Below are 26,814 nucleotides of genomic sequence, written 5' to 3'. Positions count from 1 at the left end.
GGGCGGATCCGCCGGGCATGCTGGACGCCGTGACCCCGCATCCCTCCCCGGCCGATCACACCGCCGCCCGCGAGTCCCTCTGCACCTGGTCGCGCCGGATGGTGCGCGACGGCCTGGTCGTCGGCACGTCGGGCAACCTGTCGCTGCGGACCGGTGACCTGATCGCCGTCACACCGTCCGGGGTGGACTACGAGACGATGACCCCGTCCGACGTCGTGCTGGTCGACGACGCCGGCACGGTCGCCGCCGGGGACCGCGAGCCGACCAGCGAGCTCGCGCTGCACCTGGCCGCGCACGCCCGCCCCGGCACCACCGCGGTCGTGCACACCCACTCGCCGGCGGCCGTCGCGACGTCGCTGCTCGTGGACGAGGTCCCCCCGGTGCACTACCAGCTCGCCATGTTCGGCGGGTCGGTACGGGTCGCCGGGTACGCGCCGTTCGGCAGCGACGAGCTCGTCGCGAACGCCGTCGCCGCCCTGGGGGACTCCACCGCGGTCGTGCTCGGCAACCACGGCACGCTCGTCCTCGGCGACACGCTCGGCGCCGCCTACGACGGTGCCCGCCAGCTCGAGTGGCTCTGCGAGGTGTGGCTGCGCGCCCGCGCCGCCGGCGAGCCCCGGCTGCTGTCCGCCGCGGAGATCAGCGAGGCGGTACGGCGGTTCGCAGCGCAGAAGCGGCGGGTGCGGGCGACCACACCCGGGACTCGGTGACCACCGCCGTCACGAGGTCGTGCGGGGTCACGTCGAACGCCGGGTTGTAGACGGGGGTGCCGGGCAGCGTGACCAGCGCCCCGCCGTGCTCGCGGACCTCGGCGGCGTCGCGCTCCTCGACGACGATCCCGTCGCCGGTCGGGGTCCCCGGGTCGACGGTCTCCTCCGGCGCCACGACCACGAACGGGACACCGGAGCGGGCCGCGGCGCAGGCCAGCATGTAGGTGCCGATCTTGTTCGCGACGTCGCCGTTCGCGGCGATCCGGTCGGCCCCGGCGAGCACGACGTCGACGAGGCCGCCAGCGATCGCGGCGGGCCCGGCGGAGTCGACGCACAGCCGGTGCGGCACCCCGGCCCGCGCGAGCTCCCAGACCGTCAGCCGGGCGCCCTGCAGCAGCGGCCGCGTCTCGCAGGCCAGCACCTCGGCGAGCGCGCCGCGCTCGTGCAGCCGCAGGATCGCGCCGAGGGCGGTGCCGACGGCGCCGGTGGCGAGCGGTCCGGTGTTGCAGACGGTCAGGGCGCGGAGCGGCCGGTCCGGGCACCGCTCCTGCAGCAGGTCGGCGGCGCGGCCGGCCGCGGCCGCGTTGGTGCGGGCGTTGTCGTCGGCGGCCGCGCGCGCCTCGGCCAGCACCGCGGCGGGTCCGCCGTCGAGCGCGCCCAGTGCCCGCCGGACCCCGAGCGAGAGCGGCACCGCGGTCGGCCGGGCCGTCGCGATCCGCTCGGCCGCGGCCCGTACGGCGGCGACGGCGACCGGGGTGGCGGTCCCGTGCACGTGGGCGGCCAGCGCGACGCCGAACGCACCCGCCAGCCCCAGGCTCGGGGCTCCCCGCACCGCGAGCGAGCGGACGGCGTCGATCACGCCGTCGACGGTGGTCAGGTGCAGGTGGGTGGTGTGGTGCGGCAGCGCCCGCTGGTCGAGCAGGACGACGGCCGGTCCGCCGTCGCTCTCGTCCGCCCAGTCCACGATCCGCATCGGTACCCCTCCCGGCCCCGGGCCGGTGCCGACGCCCCTCGCGACGGTACCCGGCCTCAGCGCCCGGGCGGGGCGACGCGGTAGACGGCACCGGCGTCGTCGTCGGTGACGTAGACGGCGCCGTCCGGGCCGGTGACGGCCGCGACGGGGCGGCCCCAGCGCGCGCCCGACGGGTCCTGGAACCCGCCGACCAGCGTCTGCTGCGGTCCCATGCGGCCGTCGGCGTAGGGGAAGAACGCGACCTCGGGCGCCCGCGGCGGGTCGGCGTTCCACGACCCGTGCACGCCGGCCAGCGCGCCGCCGCCGAACGGGGCGGGGAGCGCCGCGGAGGTGAAGGCCAGGCCCAGCGGGGCCGAGTGCGCCGGGAACGCCTGCTCCACCGGTGCGAGCGACGCGCAGTCCAGCTCGCGGCCGCCCGGGTTCATCTCGGCGTCGGCGACCTGCGGGACGTCGGTGAAGTCCTGCGCGCTGCCCTGCACCCCGGGATCGGTGTCGGGTTCCGGGTTGCAGTACGGCCAGCCGAGGTTCCGGCCCGGCGTCAGCTTCGCGAGCGACTCGGCCGGGTGCGCGGTCACGTACTCGTCGATCACCTCGCCGAACGACGAACCGGTGGCGTCGCCGTAGGGCCGGTCGTAGGGGTAGGGCACGTTGTCGCGGCCGTTGACCGCCGACCACACCGCGCCGTCCGGCGCGACCGCGAGCCCGGTCCCGTTCCGCACGCCGACGGCGAACGGCTCGGCAGGCCCGCCACCCGGCGGCACCCGCAGGATCGACGCCCGCGGCGGGGTGGCGTCGAGGTCCTCCACCGAGATGTTCCCGGTCGAGCCGATCGACACGTAGACCGTGCCGTCCGGACCGGCCGCGACGGACTTCAGCTCGTGGCCGTAGGCACCGCGCAGGTCGGGGCTGTTGGCGTCGGGCAGGCCGTCGGCGACGACCTGCTCGCCGGTCGCCGCGCCGCCGGCGTAGGACCAGGACGCGACCCGGTCCGACTCGGCGACGTAGAGCGTCGCGCCGTCCGGGGAGAACGCCAGCCCGTGCGGCTGGGTGAGGCCCTCCAGCAGGGGGCGCTGCCCACCCGAGGGGTCGAGGAGCAGGACCCGGCCCTCGTCCGGGACCGACACCAGCAGGTTCCCGTCGGGCGTCCACGCGGCGAGCCGGGCGTTCGGGACGCGCGCGAACACCGACATGGTCCAGCCCTGCGGGACCAGTGCCTCGCGGGGCTGGTCGAACGGCCCGGTCGCCATCCCGTCCGGCACCGCGACCTGCGCCGGGACCAGATCCGCCGCGGCCGCGCCGACCGGTGCCTCGCTGCCCGACACGGCGTTGGTGACCGGGTTCGGGCCGGTGCCGCAGGCAGCGACGACAGCGACGACGGGGAGGTAGGCGAGTGCGGCGAGCCGGCGGCGGGTGTGCCGGAGCGGCCGGGAGGGACGGGTCGGGGGCCCGGGCCGCCGAGCCCGGTCGTGCGCCGTGATCCGCATGATACGGACGTTACGGGCGGGACGGCCGGGCCGCGCGGCGGGCCCGGCCTCCGGGCCCGCTCCCGCTGCGCCGCACCGCCCGCCGGGTCAGGATCGGGGCATGCGCCTGACGCTGCACGCCCGCGGACCGCAGCCCGCCGACGAGGTGTGGGAGCGCTACGCCGTCCCGGCCCGCTGGCCGGAGTGGGCGCCCTACATCGTCGGCGTCGACTGCTCGGACCCGCGGATCCGGGCGGGCTCCACCGGCCACGTCCGCGGCCCCCTGGGCACCCGGGTCGCGTTCGCGGTGACCACGGCCGACGAGGACGCCCGCACCTGGGCGTGGGACGTGGCGGCCGGCCCGCTGCGGCTCTCCCTCGGCCACGGGGTGCGGGCGTCCGGGCGGGGGACGCGCACCTGGCTGACCGTGGACGGGCCGGCCGCCGTCGTCCTGCCCTACGCGGTGCCGGCCCGCGTCTCGCTGGAGATGCTGGTCCGCCGCCCGGCCTGAGCGAGGTGGTCGCGGGCCAGCGCGGCGAACCGCTCCGGCACCTCGATCTGCGGCATGTGCCCCACCCGTCCGAAGACGTGCGTCGTGACGTGCGGCAGCGCCCGCGCCGCCGCCCGCAGCTGCGCGACCGGAAGGATGACGTCCCGCTCGCCCCAGACGACGAGGGTCGGCCGGGGCGCCCGCGCGGCCGCCGCGAGCAGCGCCGTGCGCCAGCCCGCCCGCACACCGCGGATCGTGCCCAGCTCGGTGGCGATCTCCAGGAAGGTCTGCGCGAACTCCGGCCGTCGCCCGATCTCCAGGCCCCGCCGCACCCGCTCCTCGGTGACCAGGGACCGGTCCACGAACAGCGAGCGCTCGGTCTGCCGGGCGGCACGCTCGTCGAACCGGCCCATCAGGAACCGGCCGAGCACCGGCACCCCGAGGATGCGCAGCGCCGGTGTCACCTCGGACCCGAACCCGGCCGGGTCGGCGAGCACCAGCGACGCGACCCGCTCGGGACGCCGCACCGAGATCAGCAGGGCGACCGCGCCGCCCAGCGAGTTGCCCATGACGTGTGCCGGGCGGGTCTCATCGAGCGCGTCGAGGGTCGCGACGGCGGTGTCGGCGAGCTTCTCCATCGTGGCCGGGCCCGGGACCCGGTCGGAGTACCCGAACCCGGCGAGGTCGGCGGCGAGCACCCGGTACCCGGCCAGCAGGTCGTGCTGGGCGTCCCAGTCCTCCAGGCTGCGCCCGATGCCGTGCAGCAGCAGCACCGGCTCGCCCGCGGGGTCGCCGGACTCGCGGACCCGGATGCGGGTGCCGCCGACGTCGACGAGCCGGGTGGCGGGCAGCGCGTCCCCGCTCACCGGGCACCCGCCGTCGCCGGCCGTCGCGCGGAGGCGCCGAGCAGCCGGGAGAGGAGCGTCATGCCGTGCGCCGGTGCGATCCGGGCCAGCGCGTCCGGGATCCGTGCGCTGGCACCGATCAGCAGCCGGGGCCTGCGCTTCGCGACCGCCTCGACGATCAGCTCGGCGGCCCGGTCCGCCGGGAAGGTGAGCAGCTTGTCGAAGTCCCGCTGGCCCTTCTCCGCCTCCGCGGCGGGGATGTTGACCCCGACCCGCGCCGAGCGCGCGATGTTCGTCCGGATGCCGCCGGGGTGCACCGTGGTGACACCGGTACCGACCTGCGCGAGCTCGGCACGGAGGACCTCGGAGAAGCCGCGCAGCGCGTACTTCGACGACGAGTAGGCCGACTGCCCGGGCGGCCCGATCAGGCCGAACAGGCTGGACACGTTGACGACGTGCGCGCCGGGGCGTGCGGTGAGGGCCGGGAGGAGGGCGTGCGTGAGCCGGACCGGGGCCCGGAAGTTGACGTCCATGACCCAGTCGAACTCGTCGAGGGTCAGCCGGGCGAAGTCGCCGCCGAGCGCGACGCCGGCGTTGTTGACGAGCAGCCGGACCTCCGGGTGCCCGGCGAGGATCCGGCCGGCGAGCGCGTCGACGGCGTCGCGGTCGGCGAGGTCGACGGTCTCGGTCGTCACCGACAGGCCGGGGTGCCTGTCCCGGATCGCGGTGGCGACGGTCTCGAGCCGGTCGCCGTCGCGGTCGGCCAGGACGAGGTCGCTGCCGCGTTCGGCGAGGAGCCGGGCCACGTGCTCGCCCATGCCACCGGCGGCACCGGTGACGACGGCGGTGCCCTCGGCGAAGCGGAACGGGGTGCGGCTCACGAGGCCACCTCCTGCGTCTCGGTGGGGGCGTCGGCCGCGATGCCGGCGACCGACGGGCGGGGCACCGCGGCGGACCGGGCGCCGACCGCGGACGCCGGGGTGAGCAGCATGTCCTTCTTCAGGTCGGCCCGGCCGAGCCCGACGGCGTCGAGGAAGAAGTTCTGCCGCAGCCGCCACGGGTCCGTGCGGCCCTGCCGCGGGAAGAGGTGCTCGGAGCGCTTGACGTAGCCGGACGCGAGGTCCAGCAGGGGGCGGTCCGGCGAGACCGTGGGCGCGGGGGTCGCGACGGCGACGCGCTCGCGGTCCATCATCCCGAGCAGGCGCGGCACGTAGCGGGCGACGAGGTCGGCCCGCAGCGTCCAGGACGCGTTGACGTAGCCGATGCAGAACGCCAGGTTCGGCACGCCGGAGAGCATCAGGCCGCGGTAGGTGACCGTCTTGCCGATGTCGACCTGCTCGCCGTCGACGTGGATGGTCATGCCGCCCAGCGGCTTCAGGGACAGCCCGGTCGCCGAGACGACGACGTCGGCGGGCAGCTCCTCACCGGAGCGCAGCCGGATCCCCTTCTCGGTGATCCGGTCGATGTGGTCGGTCACGACCGAGGCGCGCCCTGCGTTGATGGATCTGAAGAAGTCGCCCTCCGGGATCACGCACAGCCGCTGGTCCCACGGTTCGTAGCTGGGGGTGAAGTGCCGGTCGACGTAGGACTCGTCCTTGAGGAACTTCAGGGCGAGACCGCGCAGGACCTTCTTCACGCGCTCCGGGCGGCGGCGGGCGAGCTGGTAGAACGCCTGGGTCAGCGTCACGTACTGCAGCCGCAGGATGTGGTGCGCGACCTTCGCGGGCAGGTACTTCCGCAGGCGGTCGGCGATCGGGTCGGTGCTCGGCAGCACCGTCAGGTAGGACGGCGAGCGCTGCAGCATCGTCACGTGCTCGGCCTGGTCGGCCAGCGACGGGATCAGCGTCACCGCGGTGGCGCCGGAGCCGATGACGACGATCTTCTTCCCGGCGTGGTCGAGGTCCTCGGGCCAGAACTGCGGGTGCACCCAGGTGCCGGCGAAGTCCTCGCGGCCCGGGAACTCGGGCTGGTAGCCGGCGTCGTAGTCGTAGTAGCCGGAGCACATGAACAGGAACGCGCAGGTGTAGGTGCGCGGGCCGTCGGCGGTCTCGGTGCGCACGGTCCAGAGCGCGGCCGCGGAGTCCCAGGAGGCGCCGACGACGCGGTTGCCGAACCGGATCCGGTCCAGCGCGCCGTACTCGCGGGCGGTGTCGACGATGTAGCGCCGGATGTCGGCGCCGTCGGCGATGGACTTGCGCTCGCGCCAGGGCCGGAACGGGTAGGCGAGTGTGAACATGTCCGAGTCGGAGCGGATGCCCGGGTACCGGAAGAGGTCCCAGGTCCCGCCGACGTTCTCCCGGCCCTCGAGGATCGCGTAGTCCTTGCCGGGGAGCTCCTGCTGGAGCCGGCAGGCGGCACCGATCCCGGACAGACCGGCACCGACGATGATCACGTCGTGGTGCTCGGGCCCGGCGGTGGCGCCCGGCCCGGGCGTCGCGGTGGGCTGCGTCATTCCAGCGGCCTCCTGTCTGCGCTGTTCGTGCACCGTCTGCGGTGATGGTGTTCGCTGCGGTCGATTCTGCCCGTAACCTACCGCGGGTAACTTGACTGTGCGCGACAACAACTTACCCTCGGACGACATGGGGACGGGATCGCTCACCCGGGCGAGAGCGCTGCGCGGCCTGCCCGGGCTGGTCGACGAGCTGGGCGGGGACGGGGCCGCGATGCTCGACCGGTTCCACATCCCGGCCGAGGCCGTGGACGGTGCCGACCCGGACGCCCTCGTCCCGACCCGCGCGGTCGCGCTCGTCCTCGAGACCGCGGCGGCGGAGCTGGACTGCAGCGACCTGGGCCTGCGCCTGGCCGAGCGGCAGGGGCCGGAGATCCTCGGGCCGCTCGCCGTCGCCGTCCAGAACTCGCCGACCCTGGGCGCCGCGCTCGACTGCGCCTCGAAGTACCTCTACGTGCACAGTCCCGCGCTCCGCATCGCCGCCGTGCCGGACCCGGAGCACGTCGCGGGGGTCACCGGCGTCGAGTACGGCAGCACCGAGCGCCTCCCGCCGCACGTGGCCGACCTCGGGGTCGGCGTGCTGCACCGGATCATCGGGCTGCTGTCGGGGGGCGGGTACGGGCTCCGCTCGGTACACCTGCCGCACCCGGCACTCGCTTCTGAACGGCGTTACCGCGAGTTCTTCGGCGCAGAGGTCCGGTTCGACCGGCCGACCGCCGTGCTGCGGGTGCCCGCCGACCTGCCGCGCCGGCCGCTCGACGGCGACCAGGCCGTCCGCGACATCGCGATCGAGTACCTGGAGACGCACTTCGACCGCCCGGACCGCCGGGTCACCGACCGGGTCCGGACGGCGGTCGACCGGTCGCTCGGGACGGGCCCGGTCCGGATCGGTGCGGTCGCACGGCTGCTGCGGGTGCACCCGCGGACCCTGCAGCGCCACCTCGCCGCCGAGGACACCACGTTCGAGCAGATCGTCGACGACGCACGGCGGGACACTGCCGAGCGCCTCGTCACCCGCTCCGACCTGCCCTTCACCCAGATCGCCGCGATGGTGGGGCTGGCCGAGCAGTCCGCGCTGACCCGGGCGTCCCGGCGCTGGTTCGGCGTCCCGCCCCGGACGCTGCGCAAGGCGGGCCCGGCGCTCCCGGGGCGCTGAGTCGCCCGGATGTCGTCAATCCGGTGGTTGAGAACCGCGGGACGTCGTGACGGGTCTCCGCAGAATGCCGTACGGTCCCCGGTCGACCGGTGTTCCCTTTCGGTCCCGACGCCACTCCCGGCGCTTCCGTCGCATTTCACCGGCTACGCCGGAATAGGGTTCGAATGAACGGTGTCTGCTGTCGACGAATCGTCGCGACACCGATGAATGGTTTCGGTCCTGCAATCGAGTGAGTTGTTCCGGCGCCGCGAAACGGCCCCGCTCCGGCCGCCGAGTCCGGCGATCGGAGGCGGCGATCGGCACCCCTCCGCCCACGCGTTGGACGGATCCGGGCCGGAGCGGACTCCGGGGGCCGTCGACGGCGGTCCTCCCGCACCGAGAAGAAGGTGGATCACGATGGGTGATCACTGGGGTGGCTGGTGGAACGGCCACGACGACAAGGACGACGACTGGGGAAGCTGGGGCGGCTGGGGTGGCTGGGGCGACTGGCACCGCAAGCACGACGACGACGATGACGACAGCTGGGGAAAGGGGTGGGGCGGCTGGGGCAGCAACTCCGACTGCTGAGCCCGCACCGGTGCTAGGTCGATGACGTGGGCGGTGGCCCCGATGTCCCTGGACCTCGGTCTACGGGCCACCGCCTGCCCGGAGCGTGACGTACGGGACATGACGTGCAGGGACGAGCGGAGGTGGGCGTGCGACGACGGGCGGGTGCGGTGCGGGAGCGGCTCCGGGAGATGCTGCGGCCCGGCGAGACGGCCGAGGGGCTGGTGGAGCCGGTCCCGGCGAAGACCGTCGTCGAGATCTTCCGCAGGTTCGCACCGGACGTCCGTCCGTTCCGCGGGTGGCTGTGCCTGACGTTGTTCTTCATCGTGGTGACCCCGGCGCTCGAGGCCGCCGTCATCTGGATGTTCAAGGTCCTCGTCGACGACGTGCTCACTCCCCGTGATTTCGGCGCCTTTCCCCTCGTCGTCGCCGGATATGTCGGACTGACCCTGCTCGGCGGGGTCGTCGGATTCTTCGATCAGTACCTCGCGGTCTGGATCGGACAGAACTTTCTCCGGCGGATGCGGACCCGGGTGTTCGCGCACCTGCACACGCTGTCGGTCGGATTCTTCGACCGTCGTCGTCTCGGCGACATCCTGACCCGCCTCTCCGGTGACGTCGCGACGATCGAGGCGCTGCTGCTCGCCGGAATCGCACAGGCGCTCTCCGCCCTGATCAAGATAGGGATCTTCGGCGGCGTGATGTTCTACCTGAACTGGCAGCTCGCGGTGATCTCGATGATCGCCGTCCCGTTCTTCTGGCTGATCGCCCGCTCGTTCTCCCGCCGGATCAAGCTGGCGTCGCGCGAGGTGCGCCGGCGCAGCGGTTCGGTCAACGTGGTGGCCGAGGAGAGCCTCGGCAACGCGATCCTGGTGCAGGCCTACGGCCGGGAGGGCGCCGAGGTCGACCGGTTCGACGAGCAGGCACGGGGCACCGTGCGGGCCCAGCTCGCCGCGGCCCGGATCGCGGCGATGTTCGGACCGACGATCGACCTGTTCCAGGTCGTCGGGGTGATGACGGTCGTCGGCGTCGGGATCTGGCAGCTGTCGCTCGAGCAGATCAGCCTCGGCGGCCTGCTGGCGTTCCTCATCTACCTGTCGCAGCTCTACGGCCCGGTCCGGGGCCTGGGACAGCTCTCGAACACGGTCTTCGCCGCCGCCGCCGGTGCCGAGCGGATCGTCGAGCTGCTCGACCAGGAGCCGGACGTCGCCGTCCCGGAGCACCCGGTGCGCCTGGCCCGGCCGCGCGGCCTGCTCCGGCTCGACGGTGTCGGGTTCCGCTACCCGGAGTCCCGCACCGAGGTGCTGCACGACATCGGGTTCACCGCCGCGCCGGGGGAGACCACCGCGATCGTCGGCGCCAGCGGGGCCGGCAAGACGACACTGATGAAACTGCTGCTCCGCTTCTACGACCCGACCGAGGGCCGGATCACCCTGGACGGTCACGACCTGCGGGACCTGGACCCGCACGCGCTGCGGGGGGCGGTCGCGATCGTCCTGCAGGAGACCCTGCTGCTCGACGGCACCATCGAGGAGAACATCCTCGCCGGGCGCCCGGACGCCGACCACGCCGCGGTCGTCGCGGCGGCCCGGGCCGCCGACGCCCACGAGTTCGTCAGCGCCCTGCCCGACGGCTACGAGACCAGGGTCGGGCAGCGTGGCCGCCTGCTCTCGGGGGGCCAGCGCCAGCGGATCGCGATCGCCCGCGCGATGGTCCGCGACGCCCCCGTCCTGCTGCTCGACGAGCCCACCGCGAGCCTCGACGCGGAGGCGGGGGAGCGGATCCTCGCCCCGCTGCGGCGGCTCATGGCGGGCCGCACGACGGTCGTCATCTCGCACAACCTGCTGACCGTGGCCGATGCCGACCGGATCGTGCACGTCGACCACGGCCGCATCACCGAGGCCGGCACCCACGACGAGCTGATGCGGGCCGACGGGCGCTACGCCGACCTGTACCGCCTGCACCACCGCCCGTCCGAGCGACCGCAGCGGGTCGTGCGGGTGCCCGGCACCTCCGACGTCCCGGGCGGCGCGCCCCGCAACGGCCGTCACCGGCGCGCCGAGGTGCCGCCCGGCCCCGAGCCCGCCCCACACCCCGTTTCCCATCCGGTCGAAGGGAATCCGAATGACCGTGTCAAGCCGCGATAGCGGGTTGTGGTGCGGTGATGGTGAACATCCTCCGGTCACGCAGCAGGGCCCACAGGACGTCGACCAGGCGTCTGGCCAAGGCGAGCAGAGCCTGGGTATGAAGCATTCTTTCGCTGCGTTTGCGCTGGTAGAAGGCCCGGGACGGGCCATTGACCTTGAGGCTGGACAGTGCGGCCATGTAGAACACTCGCCGCAGGCGGCGGTTGTAGCGTCGTGGGCGACGCAGGTTCCCGCTGATCCGGCCGGAGTCCTGGGGCACCGGGACGAGTCCGGCGTAGGAGGCCAGCCGCCCTGGAGAGGTGAATCCGCCCAGTTCAGGGCCGACACCGCCGTGGGTGGCGGTGAGGAACTCCGCGCCCAGGATGGGTCCGAGACCGGGCAGCGACTCGATGATCGCCGCGTCCGGGTGGGAGCGGAACACGGTGGTGATCAGCTTGTCGGTGTCCTTGATCTCCCGGTCGAGTTCCAGCAGTCGTCGGGCCAGGCCGGCAACAAGGATCGCGGTCCGCGTCTCGCTGGGCAGTGCCACGGTCTGGGCGTGGGCGACCTCGACCGCGGTGGCGGCCATCGCAGCAATACCCGGTGCCCACGCCCGATGGGCACGCAGGTACTCGATCACCCCTGCCTCGCCGGCGTCCCGGAGGGCCTGGGGTGTCTGGAACCCGGTGACCAGCACCAGAGCGCTGCGGGTGGAATAGTCGAATGCCGCCTCGAGACCGGGAAAGATCGACCCGAGCAGGTCACGCAGCCGGTTGACCCCGCGCACCCAGTCGGCCATCAGGTCCTCGCGATGGGCCACGAGCCGGGCCAGTTCGGCAGTGGTCTCATCAGTGGCGGTGACCGTGGTGAGGTCGGCGCCGCGCATGCGGGCGGTCTCGGCGATGACCTTCGCGTCACGGGCGTCGGTCTTGGCCTCGCCCCGGAACACGCCGCTCATCCGGTCGACGACCCGACCGGGGACATAGACCACCTGCTGGTCGGCCGCGGTGAGGACCACCTGCAGCAGCGCCGCATAGCTGCAGGTCAGGTCGATGGCCCACCGCACGTCCTGGGCCGCTTCCGCAGCGCGGGCCAGCAACGCCTCGATCGCGGCCTGGTCGTTGCTGACCTTGCGGGAGAACACCACCTTGCCGTCGGTATCGATCGCGCACGCATGGTGCGTCCTCTTCCCGACGTCGATCCCGATCCAGATCACTGGCCGTTGCGCCACGCGCAGGCTCCTGTCGTTGCAGGTCACGCCCGTGGACAACCCGCCATCAGGTCCCTAATCAGCGACGGTCCGCACAGATCCGAATCAGTGGCCAGGCCTGTCCAGCACGACGGGGCGGCCATTCCTTCCGAGCCACCGAAGCGACAACACCTCATCAGCCACACCCCGTCGTCCCGGGCATCCGGGGCACCAACCCCGAACACCTACGACCTTAGGGACCACCTCCTCATGAAGATCGTGTGCGTCGGCGGGGGACCCGCCGGCCTGTACTTCGCCCTCTCCGCCAAGCTGCGCGACGCCGGACACGAGATCACCGTCCTCGACCGCGATCCGCCCGGCGCGACCTACGGCTGGGGTGTCGTCTACAAGGACAATCTGCTCGACACCCTCTACCGCAACGACGCCGAGAGCGGCCGCAGGCTGCGGGCGGTGTCCGCGCTGTGGCAGGAGCAGGAGATCCGGATGCGCGGGCGGACCGCCTACCTCGGCGGCTACGGCTACAGCGTGGGCCGGGCGGCGATGCAGCGGATCCTCACCGAGCGGGCCACCGACCTGGGCGTCGAGGTCCTCCACGAGCAGGAGGTCGCCGAGCCGGCCGACCTTCCGTCCGCCGATCTCGTGGTCGCCGCGGACGGCGCGAACAGCCGGGTGCGCACCCTCTACGGCGGCGCGTTCGGCACCACGGTCCGGACGGGCGGGAACCCCTACATCTGGCTGGGCACCGACCGCGTGTTCAGCACGTTCGTCTTCGACTTCGTCGAGACCCCGTCGGGGTGGGTCTGGTGCTACGCCTACCCGACGAGCTCCGGGACCAGCACCTTCATCGTCGAGTGCCGGCAGGAGACCTGGGACGGCCTCGGGCTCGCCACGACGACCCCCGCGGAGAGCACCGCGTTGATGGAACAGATCTTCGCCGGGACGCTGAGGGGACACCGCCTGATCGGCTCGTCCCGCGGTGAGCCGGCGCAGTGGCGGCACTTCCCCGAGGTGGTCAACGAGCGCTGGCACCACGACGGCGTCGTCCTGGTCGGCGACGCCGCCCACACCACCCACTTCACGATCGGCTCCGGCACCCGGCTGGCGATCCTCGACGCGGTGTCGCTCGCGCACAGCCTCCTCGGGCGGCCGGACGACCTGACCGGTGCCCTGAACACCTACGAGCGGCAGCGCCGGCGTCCGCTGCAGCAGACCCAGGCGTCGGCGCGCAGCAGCATGGCCTGGTTCGAGCAGATGGACCGCTACACCGACCGGGACGTGGCCGACTTCGCGGCCGCGATGTGTGCCCGGCTGGGGCCGATGCCGCCGTGGCGTTACCGCAGCCATCGCGCCATCCAGTACCTGCCGGTCCGCAAGACCCGGCGCTGGTACGAGACCGGCAGGCGGACCTGGTTCGCCGTCCGCCGCGGTGAGCCCGTCGGGCACCGTACCGGTCCCGAGCGCACGACGGTCGTGCCCGGTGCCCCGGCCGCCGGTACCCCCGCGGCGGCGAGCGGGCCCGGCCCGCGGGACCGCGCAGGCGTCGGGGACTAGCGGGTCCGCATCTCGTAGCGGCGCTCGGCGTAGTCGAGGTCGTCGCGCCACAGCCTCGTCGCGGCCTTCGCCATCGCCGGCCGCAGCGCCGGGGCGATCCGGGAGGCGACGGCGAACCCGGGACGATCCGACCCGGCGACGACGGCCTCGATCACCGACGTCCGGGGCCGCCCGTCGCGGCCGGCACCGCGCGGCGTCGCGTGCGTCTCGACGACGCTGCCGACACCCTCGCCCTCGACGATCCGCATGACGACGGTGCGCGGCTCCGGGCACACGAACTCGGCCCGCACCGGCACGCCGAGGCCCGGCCCGACCTTGAAGGTGACGGTGACGAGGAACCGGTCGTCGGACTCGGTCACGTCGGTGACGGCCGGCGCGGACTCCACGTCGAGCCGCTGGAACGAGTACGGGTGGAACCACGCCCCGTGCCAGGGGTCGAGCCGGTTCGCGACGATGTCCTCCGGCTCGCAGACACCGGTGAGCGTGGTGACCGCGTCCAGTGTCCGGCCGGCGGGGCGGGCCGGGACGACCGGCGCGCCGCTCGGCTCCTCGCCGCCGAGCTCGTCGAGCCGGACCCAGACGAGCACGCCGTCGTCGTGCGCGGGGTGCAGGGCCCAGCCGGGGCCGGTGCGGGCCCCGAGCCGCAGCCCGTGCCAGCGGCAGACCAGCTCGCCGCAGTCGACGGCGGCGAGCGCCATCGGCGCGCCGAGGTGGGGGCAGGCGCCGGGCCCGATCCGCACGTCACCGTCCTCGTCGCGCCAGGCCACCAGCTCGGCGCCGCCGACCCGGGTGCCGAACGGGCGGTCGGCCCGGATCTCGCGGCTCGCCGCGAGGACGAACCAGTTCCCGGACCTGCGGGCCTGGGCCCGCTCCAGCGCCGCGGCGATCAGCTTCGGGTCGGCGCCGGCGTAGGTCGGCTCCTGGCGGGCCCACTGCGACGACGGCAGCGGCTGCAGCGGCCAGGTGCCCGGCCATCGGCCGGTGAGGCGGGACAGGAGGGTCATGGCGGGTTCCTTCGCAGGTCGGCAGGGTCAGCGGGACCGCATCGCGTACTCGGCGGCGCGCCGGAGCGGGCCGAGCCGCCCGCCGGTCGGGACGGTCTCGAGGGGATGCCCGGCGAGCCCCCAGCCGGCGAGCAGGCGGTTCGCCGCCTGCCACCCGGTGGCGGCCGCCCGCTCCATGAGCGCGACGGGCAGGTCGATCCGGATGCCGTCGCCGGCGAGCACCAGCCCGTCCAGCGGGGTCGCGACGGTCGGGCGGCGGGCGAAGTCGCCGACGCCGAACATCGGGCAGTCCGCGCGCCACTGCACGAGCTCCCCGGTGATCCGGGCGCCGGCGGTCTCCGGGTACAGCTCGTGCAGCCGGGCCAGGCACCGCGCACGCAGGTCCGCGGTCCAGGCGGCCTCGTCCACGCCGTCGGGTACCGCCGCGGAGTAGGCATGCAGCTCCACGACCGACCCGCCGTGCCGGGACGCCCAGGACGCGGCGTCGCGCTCGTAGCGGTCGAGCACCGAGACGTTGTCGAGGGGGTCGAGCCCGCCGGTGCCCAGGAACGGCGGCCGGTCCTCGCGCACCGGGCGGTCCAGCCAGAGGCGCTGGACCAGGAACGGCGGCGCGCTGCCGAGCGCGGCGACGTCGTCGCGCCAGTGCTGCACCGCCTCCGGGTCACCGAGGCCCGAGTCCGCGGGCCCCAGGTCCGGCGACGCGGCGACGATCTCCCGCAGGCCGCGCACGTCCGTCGCGAGGACCACGGCGTCCACGGTGGACGAACCGGTGGAGGTACCGCCGGACGAATGATTCACGTGGAACCGTCCACTCGCGACGTCGCGCTGCACCGACGAGACCGCGACGCCCGTCCGGAACGAGACACCTCGGGTGGAGAGGTAGTGCCGCAACGGCTCCCAGAGGGCGGCGTCGAACCCGTCGTCGGGGACGTCGAACATCAGCCCTTCGGAGGAGCCGAGGAAGTAGATGTGGAACATCGTCGCCAGCTCGGCGGCCGACATCGTCGACGGCGGGGCGAAGAAGCTGCGCGAGAACACCTCGAACGCCAGGTGCCGGGCGGCGGGCGGGAAGTTGATCGACTCGAGGAAACTCTGCGCGTCGACGTCGTCGATGGCCTCGTAGATCCCCGGCACCGAGACCGCCGCGAGCGGCGCCGCGGCGCGGGGATCGAGCCGCAGCAGGTCCGACGGCCGGAACGTCGGGCTGCGCAGCGCGAACAGCACCGCGTTCCAGGGCGGGGTGCGGGGGAGACCGCGGAACGTGTCGCGACGCCCCTCGGCGTCGACCAGCGGGTAGTCGGCCAGCGGGACGAGGTGCTCGAGGCCCGGGTCACCGCGCCGGAGCAGGTTGCGCAGGTTGTAGTACTGCCGGAAGAACGCGTGGAACCCGCGGCTCATCGCGACCGGCGAGCCGTCCGGCAGGGTGTCCGACCAGCCGCCGACCCGCCCGCCGAGGTGCGGCTCGCGCTCCAGGACCTCGACGGCGACGCCGCGTTCGGCCAGCCCGGTCGCCGCGGCGAGCCCGGCGATGCCGGCGCCGACGACGGCCACCCGCGGCCGGCGCCCGAGCAGCCCCGCGTCGCCCAGGCCGCCCGCCGGGGGGTGCACCACCCGCCGCGGGTCGACCGGCCGCACGCTCACGTCCGGGACCCGAGCACGGTGTGGACGACGCCGTTCTGCCAGCCCGTCATCGTCTCGGAGTGCACGGCGTCGAACCCGGCCGCGCGCATCCGGTCGCGCAGCCGCCCGACGCCGTCGAAGGTGTTCACGCTGCGCCACAGGTGCCGGTACAGCGCGGTCTCACCGGTCGTCACCCGGCCCAGCGGGACGATCACGCCCCAGCAGACCGCGTGCCAGACCGCGCGGGCGCGCGGGGAGTCGGCGACCGAGTACTCGTGCAGGGCGAGGGTGCCGCCGGGGCGGAGCAGGTCGTGGAAGCGGCGCAGCTGGGCGTCCGGGTCGTCGAGGTTGCGCAGCAGGTAGGCGGCGAGGATGCCGCCGAACGGCCCCTCGACGCCGTGCTCGGCCATGGTCTCGGCGGTGCTGTGCACGAAGGTCACCGAACCGGGCCACGGCTTGGTCCGGGCCCGCTCCAGCATCCCGGCCGACGCGTCGACCGCGACGATCTCCGCGCGCGGCGCGACGCCCAGCAGCGCGGCGGTCGAGGCACCGGTGCCGCAGCCGGCGTCGAGCAGCCGGAGGCCGGCGCCGTCGCGGGGCAGGCGCATCCGGGCGGCCGAGGCGCGCAGGTGGTCGTGGTAGCCGGGGTTCATGCCGACGAGCCGGTCGTAGTCACCCGCGCCGTCGTCGAAGTGGGTGGGCACCTCGGCCCGGGGCAGGCCGGCCCGGCCGACGGTTCCGGTGCGGGACGGGGCGGGGACGTGACGGTCGGCCATGGACCGGAGCGTAGGACCGTGCCGCCGGCCGGGGGAGCGCGGGGACGTCCCGCCGGCCTGCCTGCCGGGAGCTCCGGTGCTCATCGCACGATCACCCTGTCCCTCAGGAGATCCGGTCGGCACAGCGGACCGCCATCGCCCGCAGCACCCCGGCGACGTCGTCACCCAGGTGGCCGTCGTCGACGGCGGCCTCGACCAGGCGCAGCGCGCCCGCCACCCGGGTGGAGATCAGCTCCTCGACGCGGCGGCGGGCCCCGGTCGCGTCGATCAGCTCGCGGGCGGCGGCGACGTCGACGGGGCCGTCGTCGGTGTCGGAGCCGTGCAGCAGGGCGTCGAGACGGGGCCGGGTGGCCGGTCCGGCGAGCTCCCGGGCGAGGACGACGACGCTGGTCGCCTTGCGCTCCGCGAGGTCGTCGCCGGTGGGCTTCCCGGTGGCGTCGGTGCCGAACACGCCCAGCACGTCGTCGCGCATCTGGAAGGCCTCGCCGACCATCGTGCCGTAGTCGCCGAGCAGGGCGACCAGGTCGTCCCCGCCGCCCGCCATCGCGGCACCCAGCTCGAGCGGGCGGCGCACCGTGTAGTTGCCCGACTTGCGGCGCAGGACGTCCATCACCTCGTCCAGGGTGGGGACGCGGCGGGCCTCGTTGAGCAGGTCGGCGAACTGGCCCACGGCGAGCTCGGAGCGCATCGCGTCGTAGCGCGGCCAGCCCCGGTCCAGGGCGTCACGGGGCAGCCCGCTCTCCCGCATGGCCTGCTCGGCCCACACCAGGCAGAGGTCACCGAGCAGCACGGCACCGGACTCGCCGAACCGGTCCGGGCAGCCCGACATGCCCTGTCCGCGGTGCCAGGCGGCGAGCTGGACGTGCACGGTCGGGCGGCCGCGCCGCAGCAGTGAGCCGTCCATGACGTCGTCCTGGAGCAGGGCGAAGGCGTGCAGCAGCTCCAGCCCGGCGACGGCGTCGAGGGCCGCGGGGGAGTCCGGTGCGGCCGCCCGCCAGCCGAGGTAGCCGAACATCGAGCGCAGGTACTTGCCGCGGCCGACGAAGTCGGTGAGCACCCCGGCGAGGAACTCCGCGCCCTCCATCGAGTGCACGTGCTCGGCGCACCGGCGCCGCACGGTCTCCTCGACCCGGTCCCGGACGCGGCCGCGGACCTCGTCGGTCCACGAGGGGGCCGGCGCGCCCGGCGGGGACGGTGGGCCCTCCTCGGGCCGTGCCCGCCCGCGCTGCCCCGCCCGTTCCGCATCGACGACCATCGCGACCTGCTCCCGCCGTGACCGGGGCCCCGGGGGCCCGTGTGGGTGTTCCGGACGGTGTGTCCGGACCGGGCGGGCGGCATCGACGGTGACGGCCGGCTCCGCGCCGGGTCCGGCCGAGACTATGGCCGCGGCCCCGTTCGTGCCCGCCGAATCGGACATCCGTACCCCGTGGGGGCTCAGGGCAGCCGCAGGAACGACCAGGCCGTCAGCCAGGCCGTGCCTGCGGTGAGTGCCATCGCGCCCGGCACGTGCACGACCAGGCCCGGGAAGTCGCCGAACCATGCCTGGACGAAGGTGAACGCGAACAGGACGACCGCCAGCGCCGACGGCCACCAGGGCCCGCCCCGGGCGAGCAGCACCCAGAGCGCAGCGGCCGCGGCCAGCCCGGTCACCACGTGCAGCACGATCGCCCCGGTGCCGTGCGGGCCGACACCCCCGCCGGTGAACAGGCCCGCGGCCGTGAGGAACTGCCAGGCGAGCACGACGAGCGAGGCGACGGTCAGTGCGCGGAGGGCGACGACGGGCGCCGTCGGCGACGAGGCCGGCGCGACGTGCCGGTTCGGCGTGGACATACGGGGCTCCCCGGGTGGTGGTGGGTGCGGTTCGGTGATCACCGAGTGTGCCCGAGGACGGGGTGCCCGCGACGGACGGATCAGACGGCGGAGCCCGATCGGACACGAACCGCCCACGGGGTGAGGAAGTCCTGCGCCGGGTCGAGCGTCCGGCCGGCGACGACCTCGAAGTGGTGGTGCACGAAGTCGTGCAGCGCGGCCTGGTGACCGCCGTCGTCGGGGGTGGTGAAGGCGTCGTCGAGCCAGCCGCACTTGCAGCCGGCCCGGAACCCGGTGTACCCGGCGTCCGCCGCCCGGACGTCGGTCCAGATCCCGGTGTCCCGGCCGTCGGGGGTGCGGGCACTGACGAAGCCCTCGTGGTCGTCCGACCCCGGGATGTCGACCGGTCCGATGTAGAGCACGTCGACGATGGTCCGCGATGATCGATTGCGGGCAACCCTGCCCGGGCCCGGTGGAGCCCGCCACGCGCCCGGCGGTCGACGACGCGCCCGGCGGTACACCCTCCCGGGCGACGGACGACCTGTCACGCTGTCGGGGTGGACGGCGAGACGGTGCTCGCCGCGGCCACCGCCGAGGCGGCCGCGGAGTTCGGGGACGACCTGGTGGCCGCGTACACGCTCGGCAGCCTCGCGCACGGCGGGTTCGCGCCGGAGGTGAGCGACGTCGATCTCGCGCTGGTCCTGCGCAGCACCGGCGACGGGACCGCGGACCGGGTCCGTGACGTCACCGCCCGGACCCGCGGCCGGGCCCCCGGGGCGCTCGCGGACCGGCTCTCGGTCTTCTGGGCCGATCCCGCGACCGTGCGCCGCGGCGGTGCGGCGACCCCCGCGCGGCTGCCCGCGGTGGACCGGCTCGACCTGCTCGAGCACGGGGTGCTGCGGCACGGCACCGACGTCCGCGACGGCGCCGTCGCACCCGGTCACGCCGAGCTCGTCGCCGCGTCCGCGGAGTTCCTCGCCGGCCGGGCCGACGACGCGTGGCTCGCCGGGATCGCCGACCCGGCCGGGCTGCTGGACGGCGGGGCGCGCGCCGTCACGAAGGCGGTGCTCTTCCCGGTGCGGTTCCTGCACACCCTCCGGACCGGCGACATCGGACGCAACGACGCCGCCGTCGCGTCCTACGACGGGCCGCACACCGCGTTGGCGACGGCGGCGCTGCACTGGCGGGACGGCGGCCTGCCCGACGCGGACGTGACGCTCGGCCTGCTCACCGCGCACCTGGCCCCGCTGTACCGGGAGTGCGTCGACGCCTACCTGGCGGCGCTCCCCGCCGCCGACCCGTCGGCCGCCGGGCTCCGGTCGCTGCGGACGGCGCTCGGCGGGCCCGCGACCGGGCCCGGCGGGGTGTGACCGCGGGGCCGTCCCGCCGCGGCGGTCAGCGGGACCGCGACCGCCCGACGAAGGCCCCGATGCCGGTGACCGACCGCCCGACGACGAGTGTGTTGATCTCCTTGGTGCCCTCGTAGGAGTAGAGGGCCTCGGCGTCGTTGAAGAACCGGCCGACCTTGTTCTCCAGCAGGATCCCGTTGCCGCCGAACACCTCGCGGGCACGGGCGACCGAGTCGCGCAGCATCAGCGTGGCCTGCCGCTTCGCCAGCGCGGCCTGCTCGTCGCGGAACGTCCCGTCGTCCTGCATCTGCGCGATCCGCACCGCCATGCCCAGCGAGGCCGTGACGTTGCCGAGGATCGACACGAGGTGGTCCTGCACCAGCTGGAACGCGGCGATCGGCTGCCCGAACTGGACGCGGTCGACGGCGTAGTCGCGGGCGAGCTCGTACACCCCGGCCATGGCACCGACGGCGTTCCAGGCGACCCCGCCGCGGGTCACCCGCAGCACCCGGTTGGTGTCGGCGAAGCTCTGCGCGCCGGGCAGCCGGTTCGCCTCGGGGACCCGCACGCCGGTGAAGGTCAGGTCGGCGTTCTGCACCGAGCGCAGGGCCAGCTTGCCCTCCATCTTGGTGGCGGCGAACCCGGGCATGTCCTTCTCGACGACGAAGCCCTTCACGGCGTCGTCGGCGACGTCCCGGGCCCAGACGACGACGAGGTCGGCGAACGTGCCGTTGCCGATCCAGCGCTTCGCGCCGTTCAGGACCCAGGCGTCGCCGTCGCGCTCGGCGGTCGTCTCCAGCCCGCCGGCGACGTCGGAGCCGCCGTGCGGCTCGGACAGCGCGAACGCGCCGATCCTCTCCATCCGGCGCATCGCCGGGAGCCAGCGCTCCTTCTGCTCCTCGGAACCGCACAGGTCGATCGAGGTCAGCGCGAGTCCCGCGTGCACGCCGAAGAACGTCGCCATCGACGGGTCGATGCGGGACAGCTCCATCGACACGAAGCTGGTGAGCAGCCGGGAGCGCGCGGGACGGTCCGGCCAGTCCCGGGCGAGGCCGACGACGTCGAGCTCGGCGAAGCCGGGGATCAGCTCGTGCGGGAACTCCGCGCGGTCCCAGTAGTCGTCGGCGATCGGTGCGATCCGCTGCTCGGCGAACCGGCGCACCCGGGCCAGGATCTCCGTGTCGGTGTCGTCGAGCAGGCCGGCGTAGCCGTAGACGTCGGCGGGAAGCGGGTCCAGCACGGTCATGACGGGTCCTCCTGTGTGGTGGCGGTGGGGTGCGCGGCCGGGGCCGTCCCGGCGGCGAGGACGTCGGCGGCCCTCATCGGGCCAGCACCCCCGCCTCGACGAGCTCCTCGATCTGGGCGTCGGTGCGGCCCAGCTCGCGCAGGACGTCGGCGCCGTCGGCACCCAGCTGCGGGGCCGGGCTGCGGAGCCCGGCGGGGGTGCCGGCGAAGCGGACCGGGAAGCCGATGGAGCGGTAGCGGCCCTCCGTGGGGTGGTCGGCCTCGGCGAGGATCCCGCCGCCGGTCACGTACGGGTCGTCCTCCGCGTCGTCGACGGACAGCACCGGCGCGAACGGGATCGAGTGGTCGGCGCACAGCTCTCCCCACTCGGCGGTGGTGCGCGACGGGGCGAGCTCGCCGATCAGCGCGTACAGCTCGGGCTGGTGCCGCGAGAGCGCCTCGGAGCCGGCGAACCGCTCGTCGGTGGCGAGGTCCTCGCGGCCGGCGGCGCGGAAGAAGTCGGCGATGTTCGCCGGGGTGTAGGGCAGGATGCAGGCCCAGCCGTCGGCGGTGGCGACGGCCTCGTGCTTCTCCGCCATCGACCGGTTGAACCCGGTCGGCCCCTCCGCGGGGACGAACGTGTGCCCGGACAGGTGCTCGACCAGGTTGAACGCCAGCAGGGTGTCGGTCATCGGCACCTCGACGAGCTGCCCCTCGCCGGTGGCCCGCTGGTGGATCACCGCGGCCAGCGTGGAGTAGGCGATCGTCAGGGCGCAGACCTTGTCGGCGAGGATCGTCGGCGCGTACGACGGCGTGCCGGTCGCCCGGCGCATCAGGTCCACCATCCCGGAGGACGCCTGCACGATCTCGTCGTAGGCGGCGCGGTCGGCGAGCTCCGAGTCGCTGCGGAAACCCTGCGCACGCACGTGGACCAGGCGCGGGAACCGCTGCGACACCGCGTCGGGGGCGAGCCCCAGCCGGGCCAGCGCCCCGGGGCGCATGGTGGTGACGAGCACGTCGGCGGTGCCGAGCAGGTCGTCCAGGACGGCGCGGCCCCCGTCGGTCTTGAGGTCGAGGGCGAGCGAGCGCTTGTTGCGGTTCACGTTCAGCGCCAGCGCCCCCATCCCGGGGTGGCGCTGCGGCATCGTGCGGCGCGTCATGTCGCCCGTCGGCGGCTCGACCTTGATCACCTCGGCGCCCATGTCACCGAGGATCTGGCAGGCGTACGGGCCCATCACGACCGAGGCCAGATCGATCACGCGCAGCCCTTCGAGTGCTCCCGCTGTGCTCACGTCCCTCACGTCCTTCCGTCGGGGTTCTCGCTCCGCACAACATCAGCATGGCTACCGACGTTCCCTGATGCGAGTTATGCTTACCCAAATGCGTAATCATCACCGGACCGTGGACCGGGTGGCCGCGCTGCTGGAGGCCGCGGCGCGCCGCCCGGGCGGGAGCACGCTGTCGTCGCTGGCCCGCCGGGTCGGGGCACCGGTGTCGTCCGTGCAGAAGCTCGTCGACGGCCTCGTGGCCACCGGATACCTCGACGAGCGGGACCGTCGCTACACGCTCGGGCCCGCGCCGTGGATGCTCGCCGCCCGCGCCGGCGTCCCGCCGGTCCCCGCGGTCCCGCACGACGCGCTGGACCACCTCGCCCGGGTGACGGGCCTCCCGGTGCTGCTGGCCGCCCGGATCGGCGACGACGCCGTCTACCTGGACTGGGCCGGTGCCGACGAGTCGTTCGACGTGGCGCTGTCGGCGCGGGTGCGGGCGCCGCTCCCGGACACCGCGGCCGGGCGGGTCCTGCTCGCGCACCTGCCGCCGGAGGAACGCAAGCGGATCGCGCTGCACGCGCACGAGGGCGACCCGGCGGCGGCCGCCGCGCTGCTGGAGACCTGTGCCCGGATCCGGGAGGCAGGCGGGGAGCGCGGCGCCAGCGGGACGCTGCTGCCCGGGGCCGCGGCGGTCGCGGTCCCGCTGCGCCGCGAGGGCCGGGTGACGGGTGCGCTGTCCGCGGCCGCCCCGCACGCCGGCGAGGTCCCGGCGGGCGTCGCGCAGGCGTTGGCCGACGCCGCCGACGCGTGGTCGGGCTGAGGCACCTCCGGGGTGTTTGTCCGGGGTCTCAGCGGGAAGGCGGATGGTGATGCGAAACATCTGGATCCGAGACCTGAACGACAGCGCCGGCCCGTTCGCGACCGTGGTCATGGACGCCACGCACGACACGGCCGACGCGACCGAGCAGTACCGGCTGCGGTGGCGCGACCTGCGCGAGCGGCTCGTCGACGCCGGTGCCGACGACGCGACGCTCGCGGTGCTCGACGAGGCCGTGACCGGCGCCGGCGCTCCCGACGGCACGGCGGGCCGGCTGCTCGTCGCCGACTCCGCCCGCGTCCTGCTCGACCGGCACTGCGAGGTGCCGCCGGAGCGTGGCACCGCGAGCTGGGGGCCGGTCCCCGACCTGCTCGCCGTGCTCTCCTCGGGCAGTGACGAGGTGCCGACGGTCGTGGTCGCGGTCGACCGGACCGGCGGTGAGATCCGCGCCGTCGACGGTTCGGTGGAGACGGTGAGCTCGGACGCGACCGGACCGGTGCACAAGGCGAACACCGCAGGCCCCGGCGAGGGTGGCGCCGACGCCCGCGTGGAGGAGACCTGGAAGCGCAACGCCCAGGCCGTCGCCGAGCGGGTCGACAAGCTCGTCCGCGGCGGCAACGCGGGACTGCTCGTGGTCGCCGGGGACGCACCGGCCCGCGCCCGGCTGCGCGACGAGCTCGCCCCGGCCTCGGCCGAGATCATGGCGGAGATCGAGAACACCGGCGGCACGGTCCCCGAGCAGGTCGACGACACCGTGCGCGCCGCCGCCGACGACGTCCGCGAGCAGCGCCGGGTGACCGCGGTGACCAGCTACGCGACCGCGTCGGGCCGCACCGACGGCCTCGCCGTGACCGGGCTGTCCGGCGTCGCCGCGGCCGCCCGCGCGCACGCCGTGGAGACGCTGCTGGTCGACCCGTCGGCGGTGCCGGGGACCGAACTCCTCGTCGGAACGGACCCGACCGCCGTCGCCGAGCGGGCCGACGAGCTGCTCGCCGGCGGGCCGGAGACCTCCGGGCCCGCGGCGGACGTGCTGGTGCGGGCGGTCGTCTCCGCGGACGGTGACGTGGTGCAGGCTCGCCCGGGCGACGACGTCACCCTCTCCGACGGCCTGGGCGCGATCCTGCGCTTCCCGGTCGGCCCGGCCGCCTGACGTTCCGTCCGGCATGATCGGGAGCCATGAGCGACGAGCGCAGTGCGGCGACCGGCGAGCGGATCGAGGCGGCACGGGTGGTCGACGCGTCGCCGTCGGCGATCTTCGCGGTGCTGCGTGACCCGCACGGTCACGTGGCGATCGACAGCTCCGGGATGCTGATGTCCGCAGAGGGCGAGCCGGTCACGGCGACGGGGGACAGGTTCCTCGTGCACATGGACCGCGAGGCCCTCGGTGACCGCCCGATGGGGCGCTACGACGTGCACGTCGTGATCACCGCATACGAGCCGGACCGTGAGATCGCATGGACCATCGACGGCACCATGCGGCCTCCGGTCGGGCACGTCTACGGCTACCGGCTGGAGCCCGCCGGGGAGGGCGCCACCCGGGTCGTGTCGTACTGCGACTGGTCGGACATCCACCCCGACTACCGCGGGCTCGGGTTCCCGCTGATCTCCGGGGAGGCGCTCCGGGCGACCCTCGGCATCCTGGCGCGCACCGTTCAGGACCGCTGACGGGCCCCGCCCCGCCGACGTCCGAGCCACCACCCGCGCAGCACCGGCCACGACGCGCAGGCCCACAGCGCCCACGCCACCAGCATCGGCTGGAACACCAGGCGCAGCGCGCGGGCGCCGTCGGTGTCGAGCCCGAACGCGGCGGTGCCGGTCAGGTACTGCGACACGTTCCCCGGGAACACCAGCACGAACAGCGCGGCGACGATCAGGCCGGTCGCCGGGCGGAGCCGCGCCGGAGCCACGAGCACCGCCGCGCCCAGGGCGATCTCGACGAGCCCGGAGACCAGCACGATCACGCCCGGGGCGGGCAGGAACGGTGGGACCTGCGCGCCGAACTCGGCGGGAACCAGCAGGTGGGCGACGCCGGCGGTCAGCAGGAAGGCGCCGAGCAGCAGGCGGGCGGTGGTGCGGAGCATCGGTCGGTCCTTCCGGTTGCGGCGGCCGGATCCCGAACTTTTCCGGCCCGTGTGGGTTACCGCGGTCGTGTGCGGGTATCCCGAAGACCTGACGACCTCGGAACCGGGCCGGATGCTGGGGAGCCTTCCGGTCCGTCGCCCCGGGGTCCGGGGCGCGGCCGCTCGGGGGCGGTGGCGCCCCGGACCCCGTCCCGTCGCCACCGAGTTCAGTGCCACCGGTGGAACCGCTGGTGCAGTGCACGGACCCGGGGGGCGAGATCGGGATCGGGGCCCTCCACCCGGACCCCCGGCGCCACCTCCGACACCGGAAGCGGCCGGACCGGGGGCGACGGTGTCCCGATCTCCTGCAGCCACGTGGTGAGCTGGGCCGTCGAGCTCGCGTACACGATGCGTCCCAGTCCGACCCAGGCGTGCGCGGCCGCGCACATGGGGCAGTGCTCACCGGAGGTGTAGACGGTCGCCCCGGCCCGCTCACCGGGAGTGAGCAGCTCCGTCGCGAGCCGGGCCAGCTCGAACTCCGGATGACGGGTGGGGTCCCCGCAGGCGACCCGGTTCCGGTCCTCGGCCCGCACGACGCCCGAGGCGTCGACCAGCACCGACCCGAACGGCTCGTCCCCGGCCCCGAGGGCCTGTTCGGCCAGCTCGACGCACCGGCGCAGATGCACGCGGTCCTGCTCGTCCATCGCCCGATCACCCCTTCCGGTCCCGCCGATCGTAGGGCCGTTCCGGGCCCGCCCGCGGCGCGCCGGACACGGACGCCCGGTGGACTCCGCGCGGTGACGGCCTACCCTGTGGGGATGGACCGGACCGGAACCGTTGCGCCGCTGGCGCTCGACGAGCAGCTCTGTTTCGCGCTGCACTCGGCCTCGCGGGCGATGACCGGCTGTTACCGACCGATCCTCGACGCGATCGGCCTCACCTACAGCCAGTACGCGGTGCTGCTGGTGCTGTGGGCCGAGGAGTCCGTGCCGCAGCGCGAGCTCGGCGAGCGGATGGTCCTGGACAGCGGCACGCTGTCGCCGATGCTGACCCGGCTCGAGAAGCGCGGGCTCGTCGTGCGGGCCCGCCGTCCCGACGACGAGCGCACCGTGCAGGTCTCGCTGACCGAGGAGGGCCGGGCCCTGCGCAGCCGGGCCGCGGTCGCGCAGGAGCAGGTCATCCGGGCGACCGGGATGGATCTCGACGAGCTCTTCCGCCTGCGCGACGACCTCCAGCGGCTCGCGGCACGGCTGCGTGACGGACGCGACGAGCACGACGACCACGACGAGCCGGCCGGCTGAGTTCTCCCGCTCACGTCCACCGGCACCCTCCTGTCCCCGGGTATATGCTTGCCGACAGGCAATA

At 74.5% G+C, this 26,814-nt stretch carries 27 protein-coding genes; 11 read left to right on the top strand and 16 right to left on the bottom strand.

Annotation, left to right across the window (positions count from 1 at the left end; translation table 11 throughout):
• Positions 1-17 precede the first annotated feature (17 nt).
• The gene (locus AD017_RS00230) at positions 18-710 is read left to right on the top strand and encodes a class II aldolase/adducin family protein (protein ID WP_060572142.1); all 693 of its coding nucleotides are present in this window, start codon (positions 18-20) and stop codon (positions 708-710) included.
• Here the strand turns inward: AD017_RS00230 and mtnA are convergent.
• Together mtnA and AD017_RS00220 are read right to left on the bottom strand one after the other, a co-directional pair.
• Positions 640-1,683: an S-methyl-5-thioribose-1-phosphate isomerase gene (gene mtnA / locus AD017_RS00225; protein WP_060572140.1), complete on the bottom strand. Its 1,044-nt coding sequence runs from the start codon at positions 1,681-1,683 to the stop codon at positions 640-642. The two genes, AD017_RS00230 and mtnA, sit on opposite strands and share 71 nt — an antisense overlap.
• 56 nt (positions 1,684-1,739) lie before the next feature.
• Positions 1,740-3,167 (bottom strand): sorbosone dehydrogenase family protein, encoded by a 1,428-nt coding sequence (locus AD017_RS00220; protein WP_060572138.1) that lies wholly within the window; start codon positions 3,165-3,167, stop codon positions 1,740-1,742.
• A 100-nt stretch (positions 3,168-3,267) separates the two neighbouring features.
• Between AD017_RS00220 and AD017_RS00215 the strand changes: the two genes are divergently transcribed.
• Positions 3,268-3,657 (top strand): hypothetical protein, encoded by a 390-nt coding sequence (locus AD017_RS00215; protein ID WP_010231415.1) that lies wholly within the window; start codon positions 3,268-3,270, stop codon positions 3,655-3,657.
• Here AD017_RS00215 and AD017_RS00210 read toward each other — a convergent pair.
• The 3 genes from AD017_RS00210 to AD017_RS00200 are packed head-to-tail and all read right to left on the bottom strand — an operon-like array spanning position 3,603 to position 6,933.
• Positions 3,603-4,502 carry an alpha/beta fold hydrolase gene (locus tag AD017_RS00210; protein WP_060572137.1) on the bottom strand — a complete coding sequence of 300 codons (900 nt, stop codon included), beginning with the start codon at positions 4,500-4,502 and terminating at the stop codon, positions 3,603-3,605. The genes AD017_RS00215 and AD017_RS00210 overlap by 55 nt on opposite strands.
• Positions 4,499-5,362: an SDR family oxidoreductase gene (locus AD017_RS00205; protein WP_060572136.1), complete on the bottom strand. Its 864-nt coding sequence runs from the start codon at positions 5,360-5,362 to the stop codon at positions 4,499-4,501. Before AD017_RS00205 ends, AD017_RS00210 begins: the two co-directional genes overlap by 4 nt.
• On the bottom strand, positions 5,359-6,933 hold the full coding sequence (locus tag AD017_RS00200) for an NAD(P)/FAD-dependent oxidoreductase (protein ID WP_010231407.1): 1,575 nt from the start codon (positions 6,931-6,933) through the stop codon (positions 5,359-5,361). Before AD017_RS00200 ends, AD017_RS00205 begins: the two co-directional genes overlap by 4 nt.
• A gap of 127 nt (positions 6,934-7,060) precedes the next feature.
• Between AD017_RS00200 and AD017_RS00195 the strand changes: the two genes are divergently transcribed.
• From AD017_RS00195 to AD017_RS00190, 3 genes are all read left to right on the top strand, one after another.
• Positions 7,061-8,086 carry an AraC family transcriptional regulator gene (locus tag AD017_RS00195; RefSeq protein WP_060572135.1) on the top strand — a complete coding sequence of 342 codons (1,026 nt, stop codon included), beginning with the start codon at positions 7,061-7,063 and terminating at the stop codon, positions 8,084-8,086.
• Between the two features lie 396 nt (positions 8,087-8,482).
• Complete coding sequence (locus AD017_RS35085; protein ID WP_168170477.1) at positions 8,483-8,653, top strand: hypothetical protein; 171 nt, start codon at positions 8,483-8,485, stop codon at positions 8,651-8,653.
• A 128-nt stretch (positions 8,654-8,781) separates the two neighbouring features.
• Positions 8,782-10,779, top strand: a complete 1,998-nt coding sequence (locus AD017_RS00190; protein ID WP_349675483.1) for an ABC transporter ATP-binding protein — start codon at positions 8,782-8,784, stop codon at positions 10,777-10,779.
• Here the strand turns inward: AD017_RS00190 and AD017_RS00185 are convergent.
• Positions 10,766-11,989 carry an IS110 family transposase gene (locus AD017_RS00185; protein ID WP_060572134.1) on the bottom strand — a complete coding sequence of 408 codons (1,224 nt, stop codon included), beginning with the start codon at positions 11,987-11,989 and terminating at the stop codon, positions 10,766-10,768. The genes AD017_RS00190 and AD017_RS00185 overlap by 14 nt on opposite strands.
• Positions 11,990-12,217: 228 nt before the next feature.
• On the opposite strand from AD017_RS00185, the gene AD017_RS00180 reads away from it, so the two are divergent.
• Entirely contained in the window at positions 12,218-13,519 is a 1,302-nt protein-coding gene (locus AD017_RS00180) for an FAD-dependent monooxygenase (RefSeq protein ID WP_060572127.1), read from the top strand.
• Here AD017_RS00180 and AD017_RS00175 read toward each other — a convergent pair.
• From AD017_RS00175 to AD017_RS00150, 6 genes are all read right to left on the bottom strand, one after another.
• Positions 13,516-14,523 carry a DUF5914 domain-containing protein gene (locus AD017_RS00175; RefSeq protein ID WP_060572125.1) on the bottom strand — a complete coding sequence of 336 codons (1,008 nt, stop codon included), beginning with the start codon at positions 14,521-14,523 and terminating at the stop codon, positions 13,516-13,518. The two genes, AD017_RS00180 and AD017_RS00175, sit on opposite strands and share 4 nt — an antisense overlap.
• A 27-nt stretch (positions 14,524-14,550) precedes the next feature.
• Complete coding sequence (locus AD017_RS00170; RefSeq protein ID WP_060572124.1) at positions 14,551-16,164, bottom strand: FAD-dependent oxidoreductase; 1,614 nt, start codon at positions 16,162-16,164, stop codon at positions 14,551-14,553.
• Entirely contained in the window at positions 16,161-16,919 is a 759-nt protein-coding gene (locus AD017_RS00165; protein ID WP_060572122.1) for a class I SAM-dependent methyltransferase, read from the bottom strand. The genes AD017_RS00170 and AD017_RS00165 overlap by 4 nt, the downstream gene beginning before the upstream one ends.
• A 103-nt stretch (positions 16,920-17,022) precedes the next feature.
• On the bottom strand, positions 17,023-18,174 hold the full coding sequence (locus AD017_RS00160) for a polyprenyl synthetase family protein (protein WP_060572120.1): 1,152 nt from the start codon (positions 18,172-18,174) through the stop codon (positions 17,023-17,025).
• Between the two features lie 179 nt (positions 18,175-18,353).
• A complete protein-coding gene (locus tag AD017_RS00155; RefSeq protein WP_060572119.1) occupies positions 18,354-18,749 on the bottom strand; it encodes a hypothetical protein in 396 nt (131 codons plus the stop codon).
• 80 nt (positions 18,750-18,829) lie between these two features.
• The gene (locus tag AD017_RS00150; RefSeq protein ID WP_060572118.1) at positions 18,830-19,150 is read right to left on the bottom strand and encodes a hypothetical protein; all 321 of its coding nucleotides are present in this window, start codon (positions 19,148-19,150) and stop codon (positions 18,830-18,832) included.
• A gap of 135 nt (positions 19,151-19,285) precedes the next feature.
• Between AD017_RS00150 and AD017_RS00145 the strand changes: the two genes are divergently transcribed.
• Positions 19,286-20,098, top strand: a complete 813-nt coding sequence (locus AD017_RS00145; protein WP_060572116.1) for a hypothetical protein — start codon at positions 19,286-19,288, stop codon at positions 20,096-20,098.
• 25 nt (positions 20,099-20,123) lie between these two features.
• Here the strand turns inward: AD017_RS00145 and AD017_RS00140 are convergent, their stop codons facing one another.
• Positions 20,124-21,323: an acyl-CoA dehydrogenase family protein gene (locus AD017_RS00140; RefSeq protein WP_060572114.1), complete on the bottom strand. Its 1,200-nt coding sequence runs from the start codon at positions 21,321-21,323 to the stop codon at positions 20,124-20,126.
• A 73-nt stretch (positions 21,324-21,396) separates the two neighbouring features.
• Positions 21,397-22,536: a CaiB/BaiF CoA-transferase family protein gene (locus tag AD017_RS00135; RefSeq protein ID WP_050802466.1), complete on the bottom strand. Its 1,140-nt coding sequence runs from the start codon at positions 22,534-22,536 to the stop codon at positions 21,397-21,399.
• 145 nt (positions 22,537-22,681) lie between these two features.
• On the opposite strand from AD017_RS00135, the gene AD017_RS34230 reads away from it, so the two are divergent.
• From AD017_RS34230 to AD017_RS00120, 3 genes are read left to right on the top strand one after another with little or no spacing between them, the layout of a single operon-like run.
• Positions 22,682-23,392 (top strand): IclR family transcriptional regulator, encoded by a 711-nt coding sequence (locus tag AD017_RS34230; RefSeq protein ID WP_083679859.1) that lies wholly within the window; start codon positions 22,682-22,684, stop codon positions 23,390-23,392.
• 43 nt (positions 23,393-23,435) lie between these two features.
• Complete coding sequence (locus AD017_RS00125; RefSeq protein ID WP_145986072.1) at positions 23,436-24,539, top strand: Vms1/Ankzf1 family peptidyl-tRNA hydrolase; 1,104 nt, start codon at positions 23,436-23,438, stop codon at positions 24,537-24,539.
• Positions 24,540-24,565: 26 nt separating this feature from the next.
• Positions 24,566-25,054 (top strand): SRPBCC family protein, encoded by a 489-nt coding sequence (locus AD017_RS00120; RefSeq protein ID WP_010231114.1) that lies wholly within the window; start codon positions 24,566-24,568, stop codon positions 25,052-25,054.
• On the opposite strand, the gene AD017_RS00115 is transcribed toward AD017_RS00120, so the two are convergent.
• The gene (locus AD017_RS00115; RefSeq protein ID WP_060572109.1) at positions 25,042-25,470 is read right to left on the bottom strand and encodes a hypothetical protein; all 429 of its coding nucleotides are present in this window, start codon (positions 25,468-25,470) and stop codon (positions 25,042-25,044) included. The genes AD017_RS00120 and AD017_RS00115 overlap by 13 nt on opposite strands.
• Positions 25,471-25,676: 206 nt before the next feature.
• Entirely contained in the window at positions 25,677-26,153 is a 477-nt protein-coding gene (locus AD017_RS00110; RefSeq protein WP_060572107.1) for a nucleoside deaminase, read from the bottom strand.
• A gap of 114 nt (positions 26,154-26,267) precedes the next feature.
• Here AD017_RS00110 and AD017_RS00105 point away from each other — a divergent pair, with 114 nt between their 5' ends.
• Positions 26,268-26,750 (top strand): MarR family winged helix-turn-helix transcriptional regulator, encoded by a 483-nt coding sequence (locus tag AD017_RS00105; RefSeq protein ID WP_060572105.1) that lies wholly within the window; start codon positions 26,268-26,270, stop codon positions 26,748-26,750.
• Positions 26,751-26,814: the final 64 nt, after the last annotated feature.

The organism is Pseudonocardia sp. EC080619-01, assembly GCF_001420995.1.
GTDB lineage: Bacteria > Actinomycetota > Actinomycetes > Mycobacteriales > Pseudonocardiaceae > Pseudonocardia.
The sequence above is the reverse complement of the archived record's forward strand: the minus strand, read 5'-3'. Positions and strand labels throughout refer to the sequence as shown.